Origin of the sequence: Lentzea sp. JNUCC 0626, assembly GCF_043632865.1 — a bacterium.
Taxonomy (GTDB): domain Bacteria; phylum Actinomycetota; class Actinomycetes; order Mycobacteriales; family Pseudonocardiaceae; genus Lentzea.
The window spans coordinates 7,960,576-7,979,157 of the sequence record NZ_CP171635.1; the positions used below are offsets into that span (position 1 = coordinate 7,960,576).

The window sequence follows — 18,582 nt, forward strand, 5'->3', positions numbered from 1 at the left end:
TGTGGTGCGACTCGTGACGGGACCCCACCGCCGGGCCCTCTTGGCTAAAGGCAAGAGCAACAACCAAGACGCCTCGGCTTCGCCGTCGGGTCGGCTCGCCTTCGGCCTCGCCGTGTCGGGTCGGGTCACCGCCTTCCCGGCCGCCTGCTTGCCCCTTGCCCACCTCCCGTCGCCTGTCCGCCCATCTGCCGCCGTTGCCAAGCGCTTGCGCCCCGGCTCGGTGCCCTGTCCCTTCCTTCTCCGGACATGGGCGGAGCCCCCGGCCAGGGTGCCGGGGGCTCCAATCGGTGGTGCGGCTTGGTCAGGGACTAGATGTGGAGCGTCCACGAGTCGATGTAGCCCGTGTCCTGGCGGTAGTTGTCACGGACGCGGAGTTGCCAGGTGCCGTTGGCGTCCTCGGTGGCCACGTTCACGCTGTAGGTCGCGGCCAGGTCGTCGGCGCTGTCGGAGCCGTTGGGGACCTTCAGGACCTTCACTGCGCCTGAGGGGGCGATCAGGGCCAGGTCCAGGTCACCTCGGTAGGTGTGCTTGATGGCCACCTTCACCGTGGCGGTGGCGCTGGCCTTGCCGTTGCAGTCGGTGATGGTGATGGCCGACTTGACCTCGCTGGCGTCCGGGATGGGGGTGTCGGTGTCGTTCGTTGCTGCCGGGCACTGGCCGGGCGGGTTGCCCGGGGCCGTGCCGGTGATGTGGAGGAGCTTGTTCGGGGTGCCTGTGCCGGGGTTGGTGACGACGTCGGAGGTGGCGTTGTCAACGAGGGCGTCCCGGACCTGCTGCGGGGTGGCGGTGGGGCTGGAGCCCAGGTAGACGGCTGCTGCGCCTACCACGTGGGGCGTGGCCATCGAGGTGCCGTCGATGGTGTTGGTGGCGTCGTCGTTGGTGAGCCAGGCGCTGGTGATTGCGGTGCCCGGGGCGAAGATGTCGACGCAGGTGCCGATGTTCGAGAACGAAGAACGGGCGTCCGTGCGTTCGGTGGAGGCCACGGTGATGGCTTCCGGGGTGCGGGCCGGGGAGGTGTTGCAGGCGTTGGCGCCGAAGCCGTTGCCTGCGGCCAGGCCGTAGGTCACGCCTGCGGCGATGGAGCGTTGGACTGCTGCGTCGACGTCCGCGTTGGCGCCGCCGCCCAGGGACATGTTGGCCACCGCGGGCTTGCGGGTCGGGTTGGCCTGGACGTCTGCGGTCACCCAGTCGATGCCGGCGATGACGCCCGCGAACGTGCCGGAGCCCGAGCAGTTGAGGACTCGGACGGCTACCAGCTTCACGTCCTTGGCGACGCCGTACTTCGTGCCGCCGACGGTGCCCGCGACGTGGGTGCCGTGGCCGTCGCAGTCCGAGGCGTCCGCGTCGTTGTCGACGGTGTCGGTGCCGGATACGGCGCGGCCGCCGAAGTCGTTGTGGGAGAAGCGGATGCCGGTGTCGATGATGTACGCGGTGACGCCCGCGCCGCGGTTCGGGTAGGTGTAGCTGTTGTCCAGCGGGAGTGCTCGCTGGTCGATGCGGTCGAGGCCCCAGGACGGGGTCGGGGTCTGCGTGTCGGCCTTGCGGACCTCGCCGTCCTGCGTGACGTGGTCGACGCTCGGATCGGCGGCGAGACGCTTCGCCTGGGCTTCTGACATCGTTGCCGAGAAACCGCGCAAAGCGGACCTGTAAGTGTGCTTGACGGTGGCGCCGTACTTAGCGCTGAGGTTCTCCACGCTTGCCGTGCTCACGTCCTTCAGCACGACGATGTAGCTGTCCTTCACCGAGTTCGGCGCACCGAGGTTGCGAATCTCCCCCTCGGGCGCAGCGGTGGCGGAGACGGACGAGAGGACGAGCGCAGTGCCCGCCACCAGTCCGATTCCACCCGCGCGTCTGGCCCACGATTCTCCCATAGCAGCAAGCTCCCTCGTCGCAGGGTTGTGCAGGTGAGAATTTTCTTAGTGGTGCGGACTGATTTCACACAAGGTGGTCCACGCAAATGCGTTCGAATGGCGAATCAACAGATTTGCTTCGGCCTGTGAATTAGTTGGTGCCGCTGATCTCTTTACAAAACAATTGCGCCCCGAACGGTTGTCCGTTCGGGGCGCATGTTTCGCCTATTCAGTCCAGCGAGTTCGTGTCGGTCGTCCGGTCGCCTCTTCGGGTCAACCGCCGAAGGCGATTCGGGCCGAAGCGGTGGCCGGACGACCGACTTCTCGACGAACTCGTCGCCGTCTGCGGAGCAGCGGCCGACAAGCACAGCTCAATCGCCCCTGCGGACGGCTCCCAGGATCTGCTGTTCGGCCGGGGTCGTGTAGAGGCGCAGGTGCGCCCACATGTCCTGGCCCATCGCGATGACCTGGTCGTCCTTGAGCTGCGTCAGCTGCTGGAACATCTGCGGGCGCAGCCGCCACATCTGGCCCGCCAGTTGGGCCTGGCCCATCGGCAGGCGCTGCAGCAGCACGAGGTCCGCGTTGTTCGCCGTGGACGACGCCTGCGGGTGCAGGTACGGCAGGACGTACATCGTGGTCTGCCACGCGGCGCGGGGCGGGAACAGCTCCTGCGGGACGTGGCCGCCGTCGTGGATGACGAGCAGCGGCATGTCCTCGGTCGGGCGCGGCAGGTCCGCCGGGGACAGTCGGCGCAGCTGCACCAACTGAGACGGACGGCCGTCCGGGCCCTGGCCCGCCGCGCGCACAACCGGCTGCCAGGCCTGGGGGCGGCCGGTCGCGATGATGATCCACGCGCCGGTCGCCATGGCGCGCAACGCGATCTGGCGGGCCAGGTACAGGCCGCCGACCACGACCATGCGGGTCGGGGTCGGGCGCAGGACCGACACCGAGAGCGGTTCGCCCTTGGTGCCCTGGCCGAGCATCATGCCGCCGCGGTCGCCGCTGGGGCTGACCAGGTCGAGCATGTTCGGCGACACCAGGAACTCCGGTGCCACCGCGCCGCGGCCGCGGGCGTCGAGCAGACGGGACGAGGAGCTCATGCCACACCTCCGAGCGGCAGCGTCGCGGCGAGGCCCGCGAGCTGCATGCCCCGCAACGGGGTCAGCGTGATGTCGAGCTTGTCGCCGATCTTCGACAGCTGGTCCTCGGCGCGGTCGAGTTCGCTCGGCGTGCGGGCGCTCACCCGGACCAGGCCGCGCAACGACACCTGACCGTCCTCACGGGACGGTGAGATGGACATCGCGAGGGTGGACGAGAGAGCGCGCACACCGGTCAGGGCGTTGAGGTTGCCCTTGAGGCCCTTGGTCGGCCAGCCGGTGATCGCGTAGCTCGCGTGGCCGACGCCACCCGCGGTGACGCCCTTCCACTTCTCGCGCAACGACACCGGGTTCGTGTTGCCGACGGCCGCGGTGAGCTCCGCCGACGAGATCGCCGCGCGCAGCAGTTCGTCCGAGTCGAGCGGGCGGATCGTGACGCCGGCGGACTCCAGGGCGTTGCGGACGCGGGACAACGCGCCGATCAACGCCCGGTGCGCGCCGACGACGCCGCCGCCGCGCTCCCGGATCGCCTCGCCACAACGACGCGGGTCGAGCCGGACCGTGATCCACGTGGTGCGCCGGGCCGCCGCGGGCAGCGGGCCGAGCACCTCCATGTACGAGCTGACGGCCGGGGAGTTCGGCGGAAGTGCCGCGCTGCCGGGGTAGCAGTGCCAGATCACGGTGATCGCGTCGAGCACCACGCCGCGGTCCTCGAGGCACGGTGTGAGCGCTCCCAGGGGCAGCGACGGCGCCGAGCCGACCGCGGAGATCAACGGCGGGGTCGGGTCGACCAGCAGCACCGCGGTCCACACGCCGTCGTGCCACGACAGCGCGAGCGGGCGGCGTTCGTGGTCGACGCCCTTCGCGATCACCAGGTCCGGGATCGCGAGGCGCAGCAACGCGACGCGCGGGTCCTCGGGGCCGAGCACCTGCAGTTCGTCGTCACCGGGCTTGGACTCCGACGGCTCCTGGCGCTGTGCGGTCCGGCTGTGCGACCGGAAGTTGTAGCGCAGGCGGACGCCGATCCACTGGGTGAGCCAGCGACCACGCGAACGAGTGAACGCCAGGATCAGTGCGATGAACAGCACGCCGCCGGCGATCGAGACGGAGACGACGTTGAGCGCGGTGCCCTGCTTGACGCCCATGATCGCCAGCACGAGGAGGGCGATGGCGAGACCGACCTCGATCGTGACTACGTTCGACACGGGCAACGAGCCGAGGCTCACGCCCGCGGCTCTGCGACGGACACGCCCGACCGGACGCGGAGGCGCGGGTGCCTGCTGGCCAGGACCCCCAGGTCCCTGCGGCCGTGCCATCCCTGGGTTGGGCCGGGGCGGATGTGGAGTGGTCACGGACATCCGTTGTGGTCTCTTTCCCCTCGATGGTCGGTGGGCTTGGCGAACCGGCCCACGGAGCAACCTGCGTCCGGCTATCCTGCCGAACCGTACCGCGACTGGGAGAGCAGCGAGCCGAGAATGGCATCAACACCCACTACCAAGGCACAAGTCCAGGCTTACCAATTCGTCTTGAAGCGGATGCAGTCAGCACTTGTCCGCAGAGACGCGGTGATGCTCAACGACCCGATGAGCACCCACTCGCGCGCGACAGCGGTGGGTGTGGTTCTGGGCGTCCTCGGTCTGATCGTGTTCCTCGTGATCGGGCTCTTCAGCCCGGCGCCGAGGCTCGACGACCAGACCCAGATCGCCATCAGCAAGGAGACCGGCCAGGTCTACGTCGTGGACAACGCCCCCCGGCGGTTGATCCCGATGACGAACCTGGCGTCGGCCCGGCTGCTCTGGCTCTCGCGCAGCAGCCCCGACGCGCAGCAGGGTCAGGCGGGCGGCGACGCCCCGGCCGGCCAGGCGGGCGCGACGCAGGGCGCCGCGGGCGGAACCCCGAAGCTGGTGAGCGAGAAGGCGTTGGCGAACCTGCCGCGCGGCCGCCTCACGGGTCTGCCGGACGCTCCGGACGTGCTGCCGGCGCCGGAACTCCGCATCGACGCGCAGTGGTCGGTGTGCGACACCCTCCAGCTCGACCGGTTCCGCGAGGACCAGGCGGCGGAGAACCAGATCAAGACGTCCGTGATCGCCGGTGTCAGCGGTGGCAACGCGGAACTGGGCGCGGAGGCCGTGCTCGTCCAGCAGCGCACGGGCGCGAAGAAGGCGTACCTGATCTACAAGACGCCGCAGAACCTGCGCGACGTCTCGTCGTCGACCGTCCGCGCCGAGGTGGACCTGAAGAACGACAGGGTGATCAACGCCCTCAAGCTGACCGGCAAGAAGCCGCGCGCCATCAGCACCGCGCTGCTCAACGCCATCCCCGAGGTCGCCCCGCTGGTCGCGCCGACCATGCCGAACCAGGGCAAGCAGGCCACGTACGTTACCGAGACCAAGGTCAACATCGGTGAGGTCGTCCAGGTCGAGCGCCAGGAGGGCTTCGAGTCCATGGTCGCGCTGGAGGACGGTTTCCAGACGGTCGAGGAGACGGTCGGCGACCTGCTGCGCTACGCGTACTCGAACAACCGCGCCGCGATCCGGCTCTCCCCGAGCGCCGTCGCGAACCACCGCAGCCCGGCGAAGCCGCTGGTCCTTGAGTCCTACCCGCAGAAGATCCCGACGACGCTGGAGCCCAACCCCAACAACGTCGTGCTGTGCCTGGGCTGGAAGGCGGAGAACTTCACCGCCGACAACCGCGCCGAGCACACGTCGGTGACGATCGGTTCCGCGTTGCCGGGCCCGAAGGAGATGACCCCGGCGCAGCTCGGTTCGGCCGGTGCCAACGGCGAGATCATCGACGAGTTCCTGATGCTGCCGGGCAAGGCGTCGGTCGTGCGGGCGAGCCAGGGCAAGAACGACTTCGGCACCGGGCCGGTGCAGGTCGTGACGGGTCGTGGCGTCCGCTACGGCGTCCCGGACGGGGCGACGGCGGCGGCACTCGGTCTCGAGGGAACGTTCCCGCCGGCACCGAACCAGATCCTGAGCCTGTTGCCGATGGGCCCGCAGCTCAACAAGAACGACGCGAACCGCAGCTACGACTCGATTCCGGCACCGGGCGGCAAGATCCAGGATCCGCAGGCCGCCGTGCAGAAGTAGCGGAACCGCTCCGGGTGCGTCACCGTCGAAAGGGGACGAAAGCGCACCCGGACGTGTCCTAGGGGGAATCAGCTGTGGCCGGTCGCATCAGCGTCGACGCCGAGTGGTTGGAGAAGTACGCCGACCGCATCGACGGGACGACGGACGATCTGAGGCGGGTGCGGGACACCATGAAGGTGTCCCCGCTGCGCCCCCAGTCGTTCGGCGAGATCGGCAGAACCGCCGGCACGGCCCAGGCCTACGCGCGGGCGGCCGACCTGCTCAACTCCCAACTGGCCCGGGCCTGCGACGCGCTCGAGTCGGCCGCCAAGGGCCTGCACGAGGTCTCCGAGCAGTACGGGGCCGGGGACGACGAGAGCGTGCAGGCCATCAAGCGGGCGGATCGGCGGTAGGGGCTGTGGTGACCAAGGACGGCAAGCAGATCGCGGCCGAGGTCGGTCCCGAGCTCGACTACCTCTCGCGGGTGAGCCGCAAGCTCGGTGTCGTGGACCTCGTGCACGACTTCTTCGACCCGCTGGTGGGCGACTGGAACGACCTGCGCGAGGAAGCCGAACGCTGGCGCAAGGCCGCGAAGGTGACCGAGGCGGTCAACAACCACGTCAAGGCACCGCTGGGTGGAGTCGACGAGCGCTGGAAGGGCAGGGACGCCGAGGCGTTCCTCGACCACATGCGCAAGGTCGGGCTCGCGGGCGGTGACCTGTCCGAGGCGATGAACGCCATGGCGGACGCGTTGGAGGAGACCGCCGACGGCGTGCGGATCATCGTGCAGGACATGGCGCACGTGCTCGCCGACGCCGCGGATTCGGTGTCCGGCACGGCCTCGCTGCCGACGGACGGCGACCAGCGCGCTCTCAAGCACATCGAGGAGCTCAAGGAACCGGTCCGCGAGCTGCACGAGTCGGCGCGGCAGGTGATGGAGGCGTTCCTCAAGCTCTGCGACGGGCTGTCCGGTGACGCGGCGGCGTTCGGTGCCGTGCGGATGGAACACCGCTACCCCGACCAGAACTGGACCTACACCGCGCCGGCCAAGCCCGAGACTCAGGTGCCCGCACCGGCTGGTGCGTCCGCGACAGCAGCGTCGAGCAGCGCGCCGCCGTCGTCAGGCGGTGGCGGTGGCGGTGGCGCGGTCGGTGGCGGTGGCAGCGGGGTCGGTGGTGGCGTCGGCTCGGTCGGAGCGCCCGCCGCGGCCGCGCAGCCGATGCAGTTCGGCGGGGCCACGGGCGTCGCTGAGCAGGTTCCGGCGGCTCAGCAGGGTGCCGGCGCCGGACAGGGTGCCGCGGCCGCCGCAGGGCGTTCTGGGGCCGCTCCGGCGGGCGGCGGGATGATGGGCGGCATGGCACCGATGATGGGTGCGGGCGCTGGAGGCCAGCAGGGCGGCGACAAGGAGCACAAGCCGCGGCAACGGCTCACCGGCTCCATCGAGGACCTGCTCGGCAAGCCCAAGAAGGCGGCACCGAAGACGATCGGCGACGACGACTGACGCTCGTTCGCCGAGTTTTTGATCACAGCGTCCCAATACGCGAAACGGCCCTGCTGAAGAAAACTTCAGCAGGGCCGTTGTTTCGAAACTTGTTTCGAAACAAAGCGTCAAGCAGGTCGCCCGCGTTTGCGGTTCAGCGAATTGCGGATGAACAACGTCAACGCGAGCAGCAGACCGCCGACACCGATTCCGCTGATCGCCACGATGATCGGCGGCCAGTCGAGCCCCTGCGGCGGAGTGACGCTGGTCGTGAGCTGCTTCTGCTCCTCCGCCTTGAACCCGGCGGCCTCCGCCGGCAGCACCGCGGTGAGCGCCGCGATCGGGTTGACCATGCCGAACCCGGTCTTGTTGTCCTTGCCGGTCACGCCACCGGGGTGCAGCGCCGTCATCTTGAGGCGCTCCATCACCTGGCGCGCCTTGAGGTTCGGGAACCGCTCGCGCACCAACGCCGTGATGCCCGCCACGTACGGCGAGGCGAAGCTGGTGCCCTTGATGTCCTGCACGCCCTGCGCGGTGACGTTCGCGTTCGTCAGGCCGGGGCCCTTGGGGTCGACGGAGATGATCTCCTCGCCCGGCCCGGCGATGCTGACCCACGGGCCCCACACGCTGAACGACGACACGGCGCCGGACTGCGCGATGGACGCCACCGACAGCACGTCGTTGGAGAACCAGGCGGGCGACGACACCGAGTTGACGGTGTTCGGGTCCATGTTGTTGTTCTGCTGCGCGCAGCCGGTGCCCTGGTCGCTCAGGTTGCCTGCGGCCGTCACGACGACGACGTCCTTGACGTCGACGGCGTACCGGATCGCGGCCTGGAGCTTCAGGTCGTCCGCGCTGAAACCCTTGGGAGAGCTGCAGTTCGTCAACGAGATGTTGATGACCTTGGCGTCCTTGTTGGCCGCGCGGACGATCGCCTGGGCGAGCGTGCCGACCTTGCCCGCCGACGCGCGGTTGTCCGTGTCGCTCTTGAACTCGAAGCGGTCGCTCGTCTGGCGGATCGCGAGGATCGTCGCCGCCGGTGCGGCGCCGACGAAGTCGCCCTCGGTCCTGGCCGCGGCCGCGACGCCCGCGACCTCGGTGCCGTGACCGTCGCAGTCGTCGATGCCGTTCTTGTCGGCGACGTAGTCACCGGCGCCCTCGACCCGGCCGCCGAACCGCGGGTTCTGCGGGTCGACGCCGGTGTCGATGATCGCGATCTTGATGCCCTTGCCGGTCGCGAACCGGTGCGCCTGGTCCAGGTTCAGCTGAACCTGGCCCCAGGGCTTGGTCTTGATGAGTTCGCTCTTGGTGTCCGACTCGACGCAACCCTTGTTGGTGCGCACGTACTTCACGTCGGGCTTGCCCTCGTCGACCGGCGGTGCGGTGCCCGCCGGCAGGTCCGGCGGCACCGAGTTCGGCCGCGCGCTCTGCGACGTCGAGGACGGCTGAGCGGAGGCCTGCGGCAGCGTCCCCGTCAGCAGCAGCAGTCCGGCGGTCGCGGCCGCCGTGGTGCGCCTGATGCCGGTCCTCATAGCGTGATCAGACCTCGGAACACCTGGTACATGTCCATCACGGCGAGCGCGAGCGGCAGCACCGACGCGATCAGGATCGCCTCGATGATGTCGACGGTGCGGCGCAACGGCGGCGAGAACTTCTGGCCGGGGAAGATCACGCCGAGCACGAGTGCGAGCGCTCCCAGGACCAGCAGCGCGCCGAAGACGAACGCGATGCGGTCGAACGAGTTCGACGCGATCAGCCAGCCCAGCAGGATGCCCGCGCTGGCGACCATGCCGGTCGACAGCAGCGCCACGGCCTGCGCGCCGTTCGCGTACGCACGGCCGCGCATCATCAGCACGATCGCGACGACGACGGCGTAGATCGGGCCCCACATGCCGGGTGCGCTCGCGGCGACGATGGCCGCCAGAGCCGCGACCACACCGGTACCGATGATCATGCCCGTCAGGTACTCGTGGGCAACGGCCGTGCGGCGCTCGATGACGGCGAACTCCGGGAAGCCGCTGTCCTCCTTGAGGTCCTCGGCGTTCGTCGGCACGACGGGCGGCGGGATCTTGGCCAGCCGCAGCGTGAGGCTCGGCAGCAGCGACAGCGCGGCGAGTGCCACGGCGCCGGTCGCGGCGGCCACACCGGTGAGCGGGTGCTCCACGAACGTCGCGACGAGGAACGCCAGCGCCACCAGGGTGCCGCCGGTCGCGGCGGCGATGAACACCGTGATGCCCTGCCCGATCAGCAGGATCCCGCCCCACGCGAAGATCATCATCAACGCCGACGCCAGCAGCATCTTCGGGTTGAAGCCCACGCCGGGAACGGCGTGGAAGCCCGCGACGAACGCCAGCGGCAACGAACCGCACGCGGCGATCAGCACACCCGTCGACGCCGAGCTGTAGGCCCGCGAGATGGTCGCGCCCGCCGCCAGCAGGGCGATCGCACCGACACCACCGGCGATCGCGGCGGCGAGCCCGCTGCCCGAACCCGCGGTCGTCACGGGACCGGACAGGAACAACGCCACGGCAGCCGCGATCAGCGCCAGCGAGCCGGCGAGGTGACCGAACTTCTGCGCGGTCTCCTTCGTCCACGGCCGGAACGAGTCCGGATCGGACTCCGCGATCGCGTCGACGACGTCGTCGTACAGCGGTGGCGGGGGATTCTCGTTGCGGCGCCTCAACTGCAGCAGCTCGCCGTCGACCACGCCGAGCGACGCCAGCGTGCGAGCCGGGTCGAGCGGGTTGTCGCCGAGCTTGGCGAGGCACCAGCCACCGTGCCGGACGCCACCGTCCGGAGTGGCCTCTCTCGCCATGTCCAACAGCATCGGCAGGAGATCGGCCACCGCCACGTCGGCAGGCAGCGCGACGTCGATACGCGTCCGAGGTGCCACCACCGTGACACGGCTGAACACCGTCGTACCGGTCGCCACCAGGGCCCCCTAAGTCAGATCAGTGCTTGCAAACAATGTGCCCGACCTTATTGGTCCACTCGGACGGTTGCCGGGCGGCCCTAGTATGGACGCACCGACGTCTCCTGCACGTGTCGTTTGCAGAACACGTTCGGTCAGGTTTTTCCCGACCCACCTTCGTGGCGTCCGCGGATGCGCAATAGTGTCGGTTGCTACTGGTGGCGTAACGAGTCGAAGAGGTGCCTGTCAGTTGAGCACGCTGCAGTTCAAGCGAACGGCACGCCTTGCTGCTCCCCGGCCTCCGGGCGGTGAGGTCCACCTCGAACCGCCACCCGAGGTGCCCCGGATCATCCCCGGCAACATCATGATGAAGGCGATGCCCGTCGTCATGATCGTGGCGTCCATGGGCATGATGGGCATGATGCTGGTCTTCATGCCGCGTCAGCCCGCGGCGATGATCATGCCCGGCATGATGATGATCTCGACCATCGGCATGATGGCGAGCGGCATGGGCTCGGGCAAGGGCCAGAAGAAAGCCGAGATGAACGAGGACCGCAAGGACTACCTGCGGTACCTCGGCCAGATGCGCGACCGCGCCCGTGAGGCGGCCGACGAGCAGCGCGCCGAGCGCGAGTGGGTCCACCCGGACCCGCAGATGCTGTGGTCGCTCGCCACCACGCGCCGCATGTGGGAACGCCGTCAGAACGACCCGGACTTCTGCCACCTGCGTGCGGGCCGGGGTTCGCAGCGCCTCGCAACTCGTTTGGTGCCACCGCAGACGGGCCCGGTCGAGGAGTTGGAGCCGATCGCGACGCTGGCGCTGCGCCGGTTCGTGCGCGCCCACTCGCTCGTGCCCGACCTCCCCATCTCCATCGCGCTGCGCGGCTTCGCGGCCGTCGGCCTGCTCGGTGAGATCGAGGACCGCCGCGACCTCGCGCGCGCCCTCATCGCCCAGCTCGTCACCTTCCACGCCCCGGACGACCTGCTGATCGCGGTCGTCAGCGCGGGCCGCACGAAGCAGCTGTGGGAGTGGGCGAAGTGGCTGCCGCACGCGCAGCACCCCACCGACATCGACGGCATCGGCCAGCGCCGCATGATGGCGAACTCGCTCGCCGAGATCGAGGCGATGCTGGACGAGAACCTGCGCGACCGCCAGCGGTTCACCCGCAACGCCCCGCCGCCGCCGGACCAGCCGCACATCGTGATCGTCATCGACGACGGCGACATCAGCCGCGAAGAGATGATCATCCTCGAGGAGGGCCTGGTCGGCGTCACGCTGCTCGACCTCTCCGAGTGCCTCGGCAACCTGACGGCCCGGCGCGGCCTGCGTCTCGTCGTCGAGAACAACCAGCTTGGTGCCCGGTCCGCGACCGGCGTCGAGTGGTTCGGCGGACCGGACCGGCTCTCGATCGTCGAGTCCGAGGCGCTGGCCCGCCGCCTGTCGCCGTACCGCATGGGTGCCGCCGGTGAAGCCGGTGGCGACAGTGGTGAAGACCCGTTGGCGATGAGCAACAACCCGCCGCTGCTCGAGTTCATGGGCATCCCCGGCGACCCGATCACGTTCGACGTGCAGCAGGCGTGGCGGCCCCGGCCCAAGCGCGACCGCTACCGCATCCCGTTCGGCATCGGCGAGCACGGCCAGCAGGTCGAGCTCGACATCAAGGAAGCCGCGGAAGACGGCATGGGCCCGCACGGCCTGTGCATCGGCGCGACCGGTTCCGGCAAGTCGGAGTTCCTCCGCACGCTGGTGCTCGGTCTGCTGGCCTCGCACTCGTCGACGGCGCTCAACATGATCCTCGTCGACTTCAAGGGTGGTGCGACGTTCCTCGGTCTGGACAAGGCACCGCACGTCGCCGCGACGATCACCAACCTCGCCGGCGACCTCAGCCTCGTCGACCGCATGAAGGACGCCATCGAGGGCGAGGTGTCCCGCCGCCAGGAAGTGCTGGCGAAGGGCAACTACAAGAACGTCTGGGACTACGAGAAGGCCCGTGAGAACGGCGCCCAGCTCGACCCGTTGCCCGCGCTCTTCATCTGCATCGACGAGTTCTCCGAGATGCTGACGGCGAAGCCGGACTTCATCGACATCTTCCTCCAGATCGGTCGTGTCGGCCGGTCGCTGCAGATGCACATGCTCCTCGCGTCGCAGCGACTGGAAGAAGGCAAGCTGCGCGGTCTGGACACGTTCCTCTCGTACCGGATCGGTCTGAAGACGTTCAACGCGGCGGAGTCCCGTGCGGCGATCGGTGTGCCCGACGCCTACGAGCTGCCGCCCATCCCGGGTTCGGGTTACCTGAGCGTGCAGGGCATGCCGCTGACCAGGTTCAAGGCGCTCTACGTCTCGGGCACCTACCGTCCGGCGGGCATGCAGTCCGTCGGCGAGTCGGTGGCCGTGCGCAGCGACAAGCGGCCGCGGTTCTTCGTGCCGGACTTCATCGAGATCCCGAAGGAGCCCGAGCGTCCGGTCGAGCCCGTGAAGGTCGCGGAGCCGGTCAAGGAAGACGCGAACGAGCCCACCCAGCTGGAACTCATCGTCGACCGCCTCGTCGGCCAGGGCCCGCCCGCGCACGAGGTGTGGCTGCCGCCGCTCAACGAGCCGCCCACGATGGACACGATGCTGCCGCCGCTCGACGTGACGCCGGACCGCGGTCTGACGTCGCCGGGCTACCCGGCGAACAGCAAGCTGCAGATCCCCGTCGGCATCGTCGACAAGCCGTTCGAACAGCGCCGCGACCTGCTGTGGGCCGACTTCTCCGGTGCCGCGGGCCACGGCGCGGTCGTCGGCGGTCCGCAGTCCGGCAAGTCGATGCTGCTCAGGACGATCATCGCGTCGATGGCGCTGACGCACACGCCGGAGGAGGTGCAGTTCTACTGCATCGACCTCGGTGGTGGTTCGCTCGCCGCGATGGAGGACCTGCCGCACGTCGGTGGCTTCGCCGGCCGTCTCGACGTCGACAAGGTCCGCCGCATGGTGGCCGAACTCCAGACGCTGATCGCCGAGCGCGAAGTCCGCTGGCGCGACCAGCGCATCGAGCTCGCGGAGTTCCGCAACCGCAAGCGGCGAGGCGAGATCAAGGACGACTCCTTCGGCGACGCGTTCCTGGTCGTCGACGGCTGGATGAACTTCCGCCAGGAGTTCGAGATGGTCGAGCCGCAGATCCAGGCGCTCGCCGCCCAGGGCCTGTCCTACGGCGTGCACGTGATCCTCGGCGCCAGCCGCTGGGCGGAGATCCGCCCGGCCATGAAGGACCTCCTCGGCACCCGCTTCGAACTCCGCCTCGGTGACCCGAGCGAGTCCGAGGTAGACCGCAAGGTGGCCGTCAACGTGCCGCCCGGCCGCCCCGGCCGAGGCATCACGATCGACGGCGCCAGCGGCCGCAAACTGCACTACCTGGTTGGCCTGCCGCGCATCGACACCTCGCAGGACGCGAGCACCGTCACCGCCGGCGTCGCCGACCTCGCCAACAAGCTCACCCAGTCCTGGCAGGGCCAGCACGCCCCGCAGGTCAGGATGCTGCCCGACCTGCTCGACCACGGGCAGTTCGTGGCGCACGTGCAGCAGGTGTTCCCCAACCGCGGCCACCTGGTCCCGGTGGGCGTCAACGAGGACGAACTCGCACCGGTCTACCTCGACTTCGACGCGGAACCGCACTTCGTGGCCCTCGCCGACGGCGAATCGGGCAAGACGAACCTGCTGCGCACCATCGTCCGCGGCATCATGCAGAGCTACACCTCTTCCGAGGCGTTGATCCTGCTCGCGGACTACCGGCGCACGATGCTCGGCTTCATCGACACCGACCACCTGCTGAGCTACGCGGTGTCCGGGCCGCAGTTCACGCAGAACGTGCAGGAGATCCGGGGTTCGTTGGCCGGTCGTATGCCTGGACCGGATGTGACGCAGGAGCAGTTGAAGAACCGGTCCTGGTGGAAGGGACCGGAGGTCTTCGTCATCGTCGACGACTACGACCTGGTGGCGCCTCAGGGTGCGGCCAACCCGATGGCTCCTCTGGCGGAGTTCATTCCGCAGGCCAAGGACGTCGGGTTGCACGTGATCGTTGCCCGGCGCATGGGTGGTGCTTCTCGGGCCATGTACGACCCGATCATCGGCAAGTTGAAGGAGATCTCTGCGCCGATCTTCGTCGGGTCCGGGTCGAAGGAGGAGGGCAACATCATCGGCAACCTGAAGCCTTCGCCTCAGCCGCCTGGGCGGGGGACGCTGGTCACTCGTAAGAGTGGGCAGCAGCGGATCCAGTTCGCTTGGATCTCGCCGGACTAGGGGTTTTGGTTTTGCGGCTTTGTGGGTGGTCTCGCTTGGTGCGGGGCCACCCACTTGTCGTTGGTGGGTTGGTTGCGTTCGGTTGGTTGGGCTGCGGTTGCGAGGGTGGTCCGGCAGGTCGAGACGGACGAAGTGGGTTGCGATTGGGGCTTGACCTTGAGCCTCTGGCGGGATGCGTTCGCGGCCTTCAAAAGCCGGGGTGAAAGCGCCCCGGCCGGACCGAGACAGGTTGGCATCCCGCCCCTCAAGGTCAAGCCCCAATCGCCATGAACGGCGGAACCGCTTCCCAACGCGGTAGCAGCCCGTTCGGGCTCGCCTTCGGCTTCGCCACGCCAGGATTCGTAGGTGGTTGGCTTACGTCTTCGGCTGTCCGGTTGAGAGCGCGCGCCGGGCCAAGACGGTGGTCGCCTTGCGTTCGCGACTGCGGTTGGGGGCGTGGTGCGCCGGGCTTGGGCGGTGGTCGCCTTGCGTTGGCGACTGCGGTTGCGTGCGAGCGCCTGGTTCGGCTTGGCCGGACTGTCAGACCTCGTCGGTACGTTGGGTCGCGGGGGGTCCTGAAGCCGAGGGGACTCCTGCGTCAGCCTGCCGCCGTGCCGCTGCCCCGCCCCGCCGTGCCGCTGCCCCAACTAGAACGGGCCCGCGGCCGAAGCCGCGGGCCCGTGCAGGTAGCAGGGGTACTACCTGCCCCCCATAGCCCGGTCCGGAACGCCGGTGCGGTCAAGAGGGAGGCGACCGCTGCGGCGTTCCGGACCTCGTTCGGGTGGGTGGTTCCCCCAGGTACCTGGCCCTTCCGAACTGGCTGGTGCGAACTCTGCCTCATCGCGCTCACGCATTGCTCACGTCTTGATGACGTGAGCGTGAGGCGGTGAGAGCGGGGTGCGCCGTTGGGAGTAATAAGGCCCGCAGCCGGGGCTGCGGGCCTTGACCGAACAGCAGGGGACTGCTCGGTTCCCCCCAGACCGGAGTTCCTTCTCCTGCCGCGCCACTGGGAGGGGCGGCGGGAGGGGAGTTCGGTGAGAGTGACATCCCCCCAGGACTTCTGGTGTCACGCTCTCCGCTCCGGCTGCTGTTCACTGTGCCCGTTCGTGCTCACACTTCGGTCACACCCTGTTCTCACCCATACACTCGGCGCTCGGTCACCTAGCGGACGGGAGGGTGGCGTGCGGGTCGACTATCGCGTGCTGGGGCCGCTCGAAGTCCTGCGGGACGGTGTTCCGGTCGTTGTTCCGGCTGGGCGGTGCCGGGTGTTGCTCGCTGTGCTTTTGTTGCGGGCCAACGAGGTCGTGTCCGTTGGCGAGATCGTCGAGCGGTTGTGGGACGGGGCGCCGCCTCAGGCTGATCGGGCCGGCAAGACGTTGCACATGGTGGTCACTCGGCTCAGGCGGGCGTTGGGTGAGGCCAGTTGCGTTCGGACTCGCGAGGGCGGGTACGTGGCTGTGGTCACGGGTGAGCAACTGGATCTGCTGCGGTTTCGCGAGCACGTGCGGCGCGGTGAGTTCGAGAAGGCCACCGGGTTGTGGCGTGGGCCCGTGTTGGCGAACGTCGTGTCGGAGTCGTTGCACCGGGATCTGGTGCCTGCGTTGGTGGAGGAACGGCTGCGGGCGCTGGAGGCTCGGATCGATGCCGATCTCGAGCGGGGGCGGTCTGCGGATCTGGTGCCCGAGTTGCGGATGCTCACCCAGCAGCACTCGTTGCGCGAGGTGTTCTGGGCTCAGTTGATGGTGGTGTTGCATCGGAGTGGGCAGCAGGCGGACGCGTTGGCCGCCTATCAGGAGGTCTCGGTCGAGTTGGCCGAGCAGTTGTCGGTCACGCCGGGGCCGCGGCTGCGGAAGGCGCAGCAGCAGGTGCTCACGACCGACGTTCGGCCTCGGCACGTGCCGCAGCACGTTCCCCGGCAGTTGCCGACGGCGTTGCCGCACTTCGTGGGGCGTGAGGTGGAGTTCGGCAGGCTCGACGCGGTGCGGGCGTCCGGGCAGGTCGTGATCAACGGGAGCGGTGGGATCGGCAAGACGTCGCTTGCCGTGCAGTGGGCCCATCGGATCGCGAACCGGTTCCCCGACGGGCAGCTCTACAGCGATCTGCGCGGATTCGACCCGACCGGGGCGCCGGTCAACCCCGTCAACACCGCGCGCGACTTCCTGCTGGCGCTCGGAGTGCCTGCCGGGGAGATTCCGGCGGGTACCGAGGCGATGCTGGAGAGCTATCGGGCGTTGCTCGCGCGGCGCCGGGTGCTGGTGTTGCTCGACAACGTGCGGGACGTCGCTCAGGTGCGGCCGCTGCTGCCCGGCGGTGAGCAGAGCCTGGCCGTGATCACGTCCCGCAACCGCTTGCGAGGGCTCGTCACGCAGCACCACGTGGTGCAGCTCGACGTGCTCGGGCCCGAGGAGTCGATGGTGCTCTTCGGCGGCCGGGTCGGGGCGGAACGGGTCGCGGACGAGCCCGGCGCGGCCAAGCGGCTCGTCGAGTTGTGCGCCGGGTTGCCGTTGGCGCTCGCGGTGGTGGCGGCGCGGGCGACGCTGGACCAGCACCCGCTCAAGATGCTCGTCGAGGAGCTCGAACACGCCGCGCTCGACGCGTTGGACACCGACGACCCGCTGACGAGCGTGCGGGCCGTGTTCTCCTGGACGTTCGGGTGCCTGAGCCTGGTGGCGGCACGGCTGTTCGTGTTGCTGGGACTGCACCCCGGTCCGGACGTCACGGAGGCCGCCGCGACCAGCCTCATGGGGCGGCCGGTGGCCGAGGCGCTGGACGAGCTGGTCCGCTACAGCCTCATCAACAGCCAGAACGGCCGCTACCGGCTGCACGACCTGATGCGGTCGTACGCGGCGGAGGAGGCGGCTCATCGGTTGTCCGCCGACGAACGGGAGAAAGCGCAACGGCGGTTCTTCGACCACCTCATGCACTCCGCGCTGGCCGCCACGATGAAGTCGGATCCGTTGCGCCAGCCCATCAGCACGCCCGAACCGGCTCCCGGCGCGGTCGTGCTGGCGTTCGCGGTGAGCACGGATGCAGACCGCTGGTACGCCGAGGAACGCGCGGTCTTCGGCCCGGCCGTGGTGGCCGCGGGCGAGGCGGGTTTCGACGGGCACGTGTGGCGCACGGTGTGGGCCATCAGGCACTTCCTGCTCGCGACCAGCCGCTGGCGCGAAGGTGAACGGCTGCAACGACTTGCCGTCGCCGCCGCGCAACGGTCCGGTGACCTCGAAGGCGAGTGCCGGGCCCGGCGCGGCCTGGTGTCGTGCCTCATCCCCCGGCAGGAGTTCGACGAGGCCGAACGGCAGCTGCGCGCGACCGTCGCCCTCGACGAACGGCTGGGCGACCTCATCGGCCTCTCCAACGACCTGCGCGGGCTCGCGTACCTGCTTTCCCGGCAGGGCAGGCACATGCGCGCGCTCGACCCGTTGCTGCGCGCGCTGGACCTGGCGACCCGCAGCGGTGACCGCATCGAACTGGCGAGCGTCACGGCGACCCTCGCGTTCGTGCACCACGAGCTGGGCGACCACGTCGAGGCGGCCGCGCGCGCCGAGCAGGCCCGCGACATGTACCTCGACCTGGTGCCGGACGAGCGGGACACCGTGGTCGCCTCGAACCGCGACACCCTCGGCAGCATCTACCGCGCGCTCGGCCGCTACGAGGAGGCGGAGGCGAACTACCTCAGGTCGGTCGAGCTCCAGGCAACGTTGTCATACCGCCACTACCAGGCGGACACGCTCGTCCGGCTGGCCGACATGAAACGGGAGCTGGGGGAGCTGGACGCGGCCCGCAGGTACTACCGTGCGGCGCTCGACGTCTACGACGACCTCGGCAACGCGCAGGCGGACGACGTGCGCGCGCTGCTGTCGTCACCCGAACTGAACTGAACCGAGCTGAGCTGAACCGAACTGGGGTGGCAGTGAT

General features: G+C 69.2%; 10 protein-coding genes. 5 read left to right on the plus strand and 5 right to left on the minus strand.

Annotation, left to right across the window (positions count from 1 at the left end; all coding sequences use genetic code 11):
* Positions 1-308 precede the first annotated feature (308 nt).
* The 3 genes from JNUCC0626_RS37085 to eccE form a co-directional block, all read right to left on the minus strand.
* A complete protein-coding gene (locus JNUCC0626_RS37085; RefSeq protein WP_394615343.1) occupies positions 309-1,871 on the minus strand; it encodes a S8 family peptidase in 1,563 nt (520 codons plus the stop codon).
* A 350-nt stretch (positions 1,872-2,221) separates the two neighbouring features.
* Positions 2,222-2,950 carry a hypothetical protein gene (locus JNUCC0626_RS37090; RefSeq protein ID WP_394615344.1) on the minus strand — a complete coding sequence of 243 codons (729 nt, stop codon included), beginning with the start codon at positions 2,948-2,950 and terminating at the stop codon, positions 2,222-2,224.
* Positions 2,947-4,152 (minus strand): type VII secretion protein EccE, encoded by a 1,206-nt coding sequence (gene eccE / locus JNUCC0626_RS37095; protein ID WP_394615345.1) that lies wholly within the window; start codon positions 4,150-4,152, stop codon positions 2,947-2,949. Before eccE ends, JNUCC0626_RS37090 begins: the two co-directional genes overlap by 4 nt.
* Before the next feature lie 270 nt (positions 4,153-4,422).
* Between eccE and eccB the strand changes: the two genes are divergently transcribed.
* From eccB to JNUCC0626_RS37110, 3 genes are all read left to right on the plus strand, one after another.
* Positions 4,423-6,039 carry a type VII secretion protein EccB gene (gene eccB / locus JNUCC0626_RS37100; protein WP_394615346.1) on the plus strand — a complete coding sequence of 539 codons (1,617 nt, stop codon included), beginning with the start codon at positions 4,423-4,425 and terminating at the stop codon, positions 6,037-6,039.
* A gap of 74 nt (positions 6,040-6,113) precedes the next feature.
* Positions 6,114-6,431, plus strand: a complete 318-nt coding sequence (locus JNUCC0626_RS37105) for a type VII secretion target (RefSeq protein ID WP_394615347.1) — start codon at positions 6,114-6,116, stop codon at positions 6,429-6,431.
* A gap of 8 nt (positions 6,432-6,439) precedes the next feature.
* Positions 6,440-7,519, plus strand: coding sequence for a WXG100 family type VII secretion target (locus JNUCC0626_RS37110; protein WP_394615348.1), 1,080 nt, complete (start codon positions 6,440-6,442; stop codon positions 7,517-7,519).
* 107 nt (positions 7,520-7,626) lie between these two features.
* On the opposite strand, the gene mycP is transcribed toward JNUCC0626_RS37110, so the two are convergent.
* Together mycP and eccD are read right to left on the minus strand one after the other, a co-directional pair.
* Positions 7,627-9,030 (minus strand): type VII secretion-associated serine protease mycosin, encoded by a 1,404-nt coding sequence (mycP, locus tag JNUCC0626_RS37115; RefSeq protein WP_394615349.1) that lies wholly within the window; start codon positions 9,028-9,030, stop codon positions 7,627-7,629.
* The gene (gene eccD, locus JNUCC0626_RS37120; RefSeq protein WP_394615350.1) at positions 9,027-10,430 is read right to left on the minus strand and encodes a type VII secretion integral membrane protein EccD; all 1,404 of its coding nucleotides are present in this window, start codon (positions 10,428-10,430) and stop codon (positions 9,027-9,029) included. Before eccD ends, mycP begins: the two co-directional genes overlap by 4 nt.
* A gap of 229 nt (positions 10,431-10,659) precedes the next feature.
* On the opposite strand from eccD, the gene eccCa reads away from it, so the two are divergent.
* Both eccCa and JNUCC0626_RS37130 read left to right on the plus strand, forming a co-directional pair.
* The gene (gene eccCa / locus JNUCC0626_RS37125; RefSeq protein ID WP_394615351.1) at positions 10,660-14,685 is read left to right on the plus strand and encodes a type VII secretion protein EccCa; all 4,026 of its coding nucleotides are present in this window, start codon (positions 10,660-10,662) and stop codon (positions 14,683-14,685) included.
* Between the two features lie 1,160 nt (positions 14,686-15,845).
* Positions 15,846-18,545, plus strand: a complete 2,700-nt coding sequence (locus JNUCC0626_RS37130) for an AfsR/SARP family transcriptional regulator (protein ID WP_394615352.1) — start codon at positions 15,846-15,848, stop codon at positions 18,543-18,545.
* Positions 18,546-18,582 lie beyond the last annotated feature (37 nt).

Excerpts from the sequence above, each read along its gene's own strand:
- JNUCC0626_RS37090 (WP_394615344.1), bottom strand. The coding sequence starts at position 2,950 with ATGAGCTCCTCGTCCCGTCTGCTCGACGCCCGCGGCCGCGGCGCGGTG.
- eccB (WP_394615346.1), top strand. The coding sequence starts at position 4,423 with ATGGCATCAACACCCACTACCAAGGCACAAGTCCAGGCTTACCAATTC.
- mycP (WP_394615349.1), bottom strand. The coding sequence starts at position 9,030 with ATGAGGACCGGCATCAGGCGCACCACGGCGGCCGCGACCGCCGGACTG.
- JNUCC0626_RS37085 (WP_394615343.1), bottom strand. The coding sequence starts at position 1,871 with ATGGGAGAATCGTGGGCCAGACGCGCGGGTGGAATCGGACTGGTGGCG.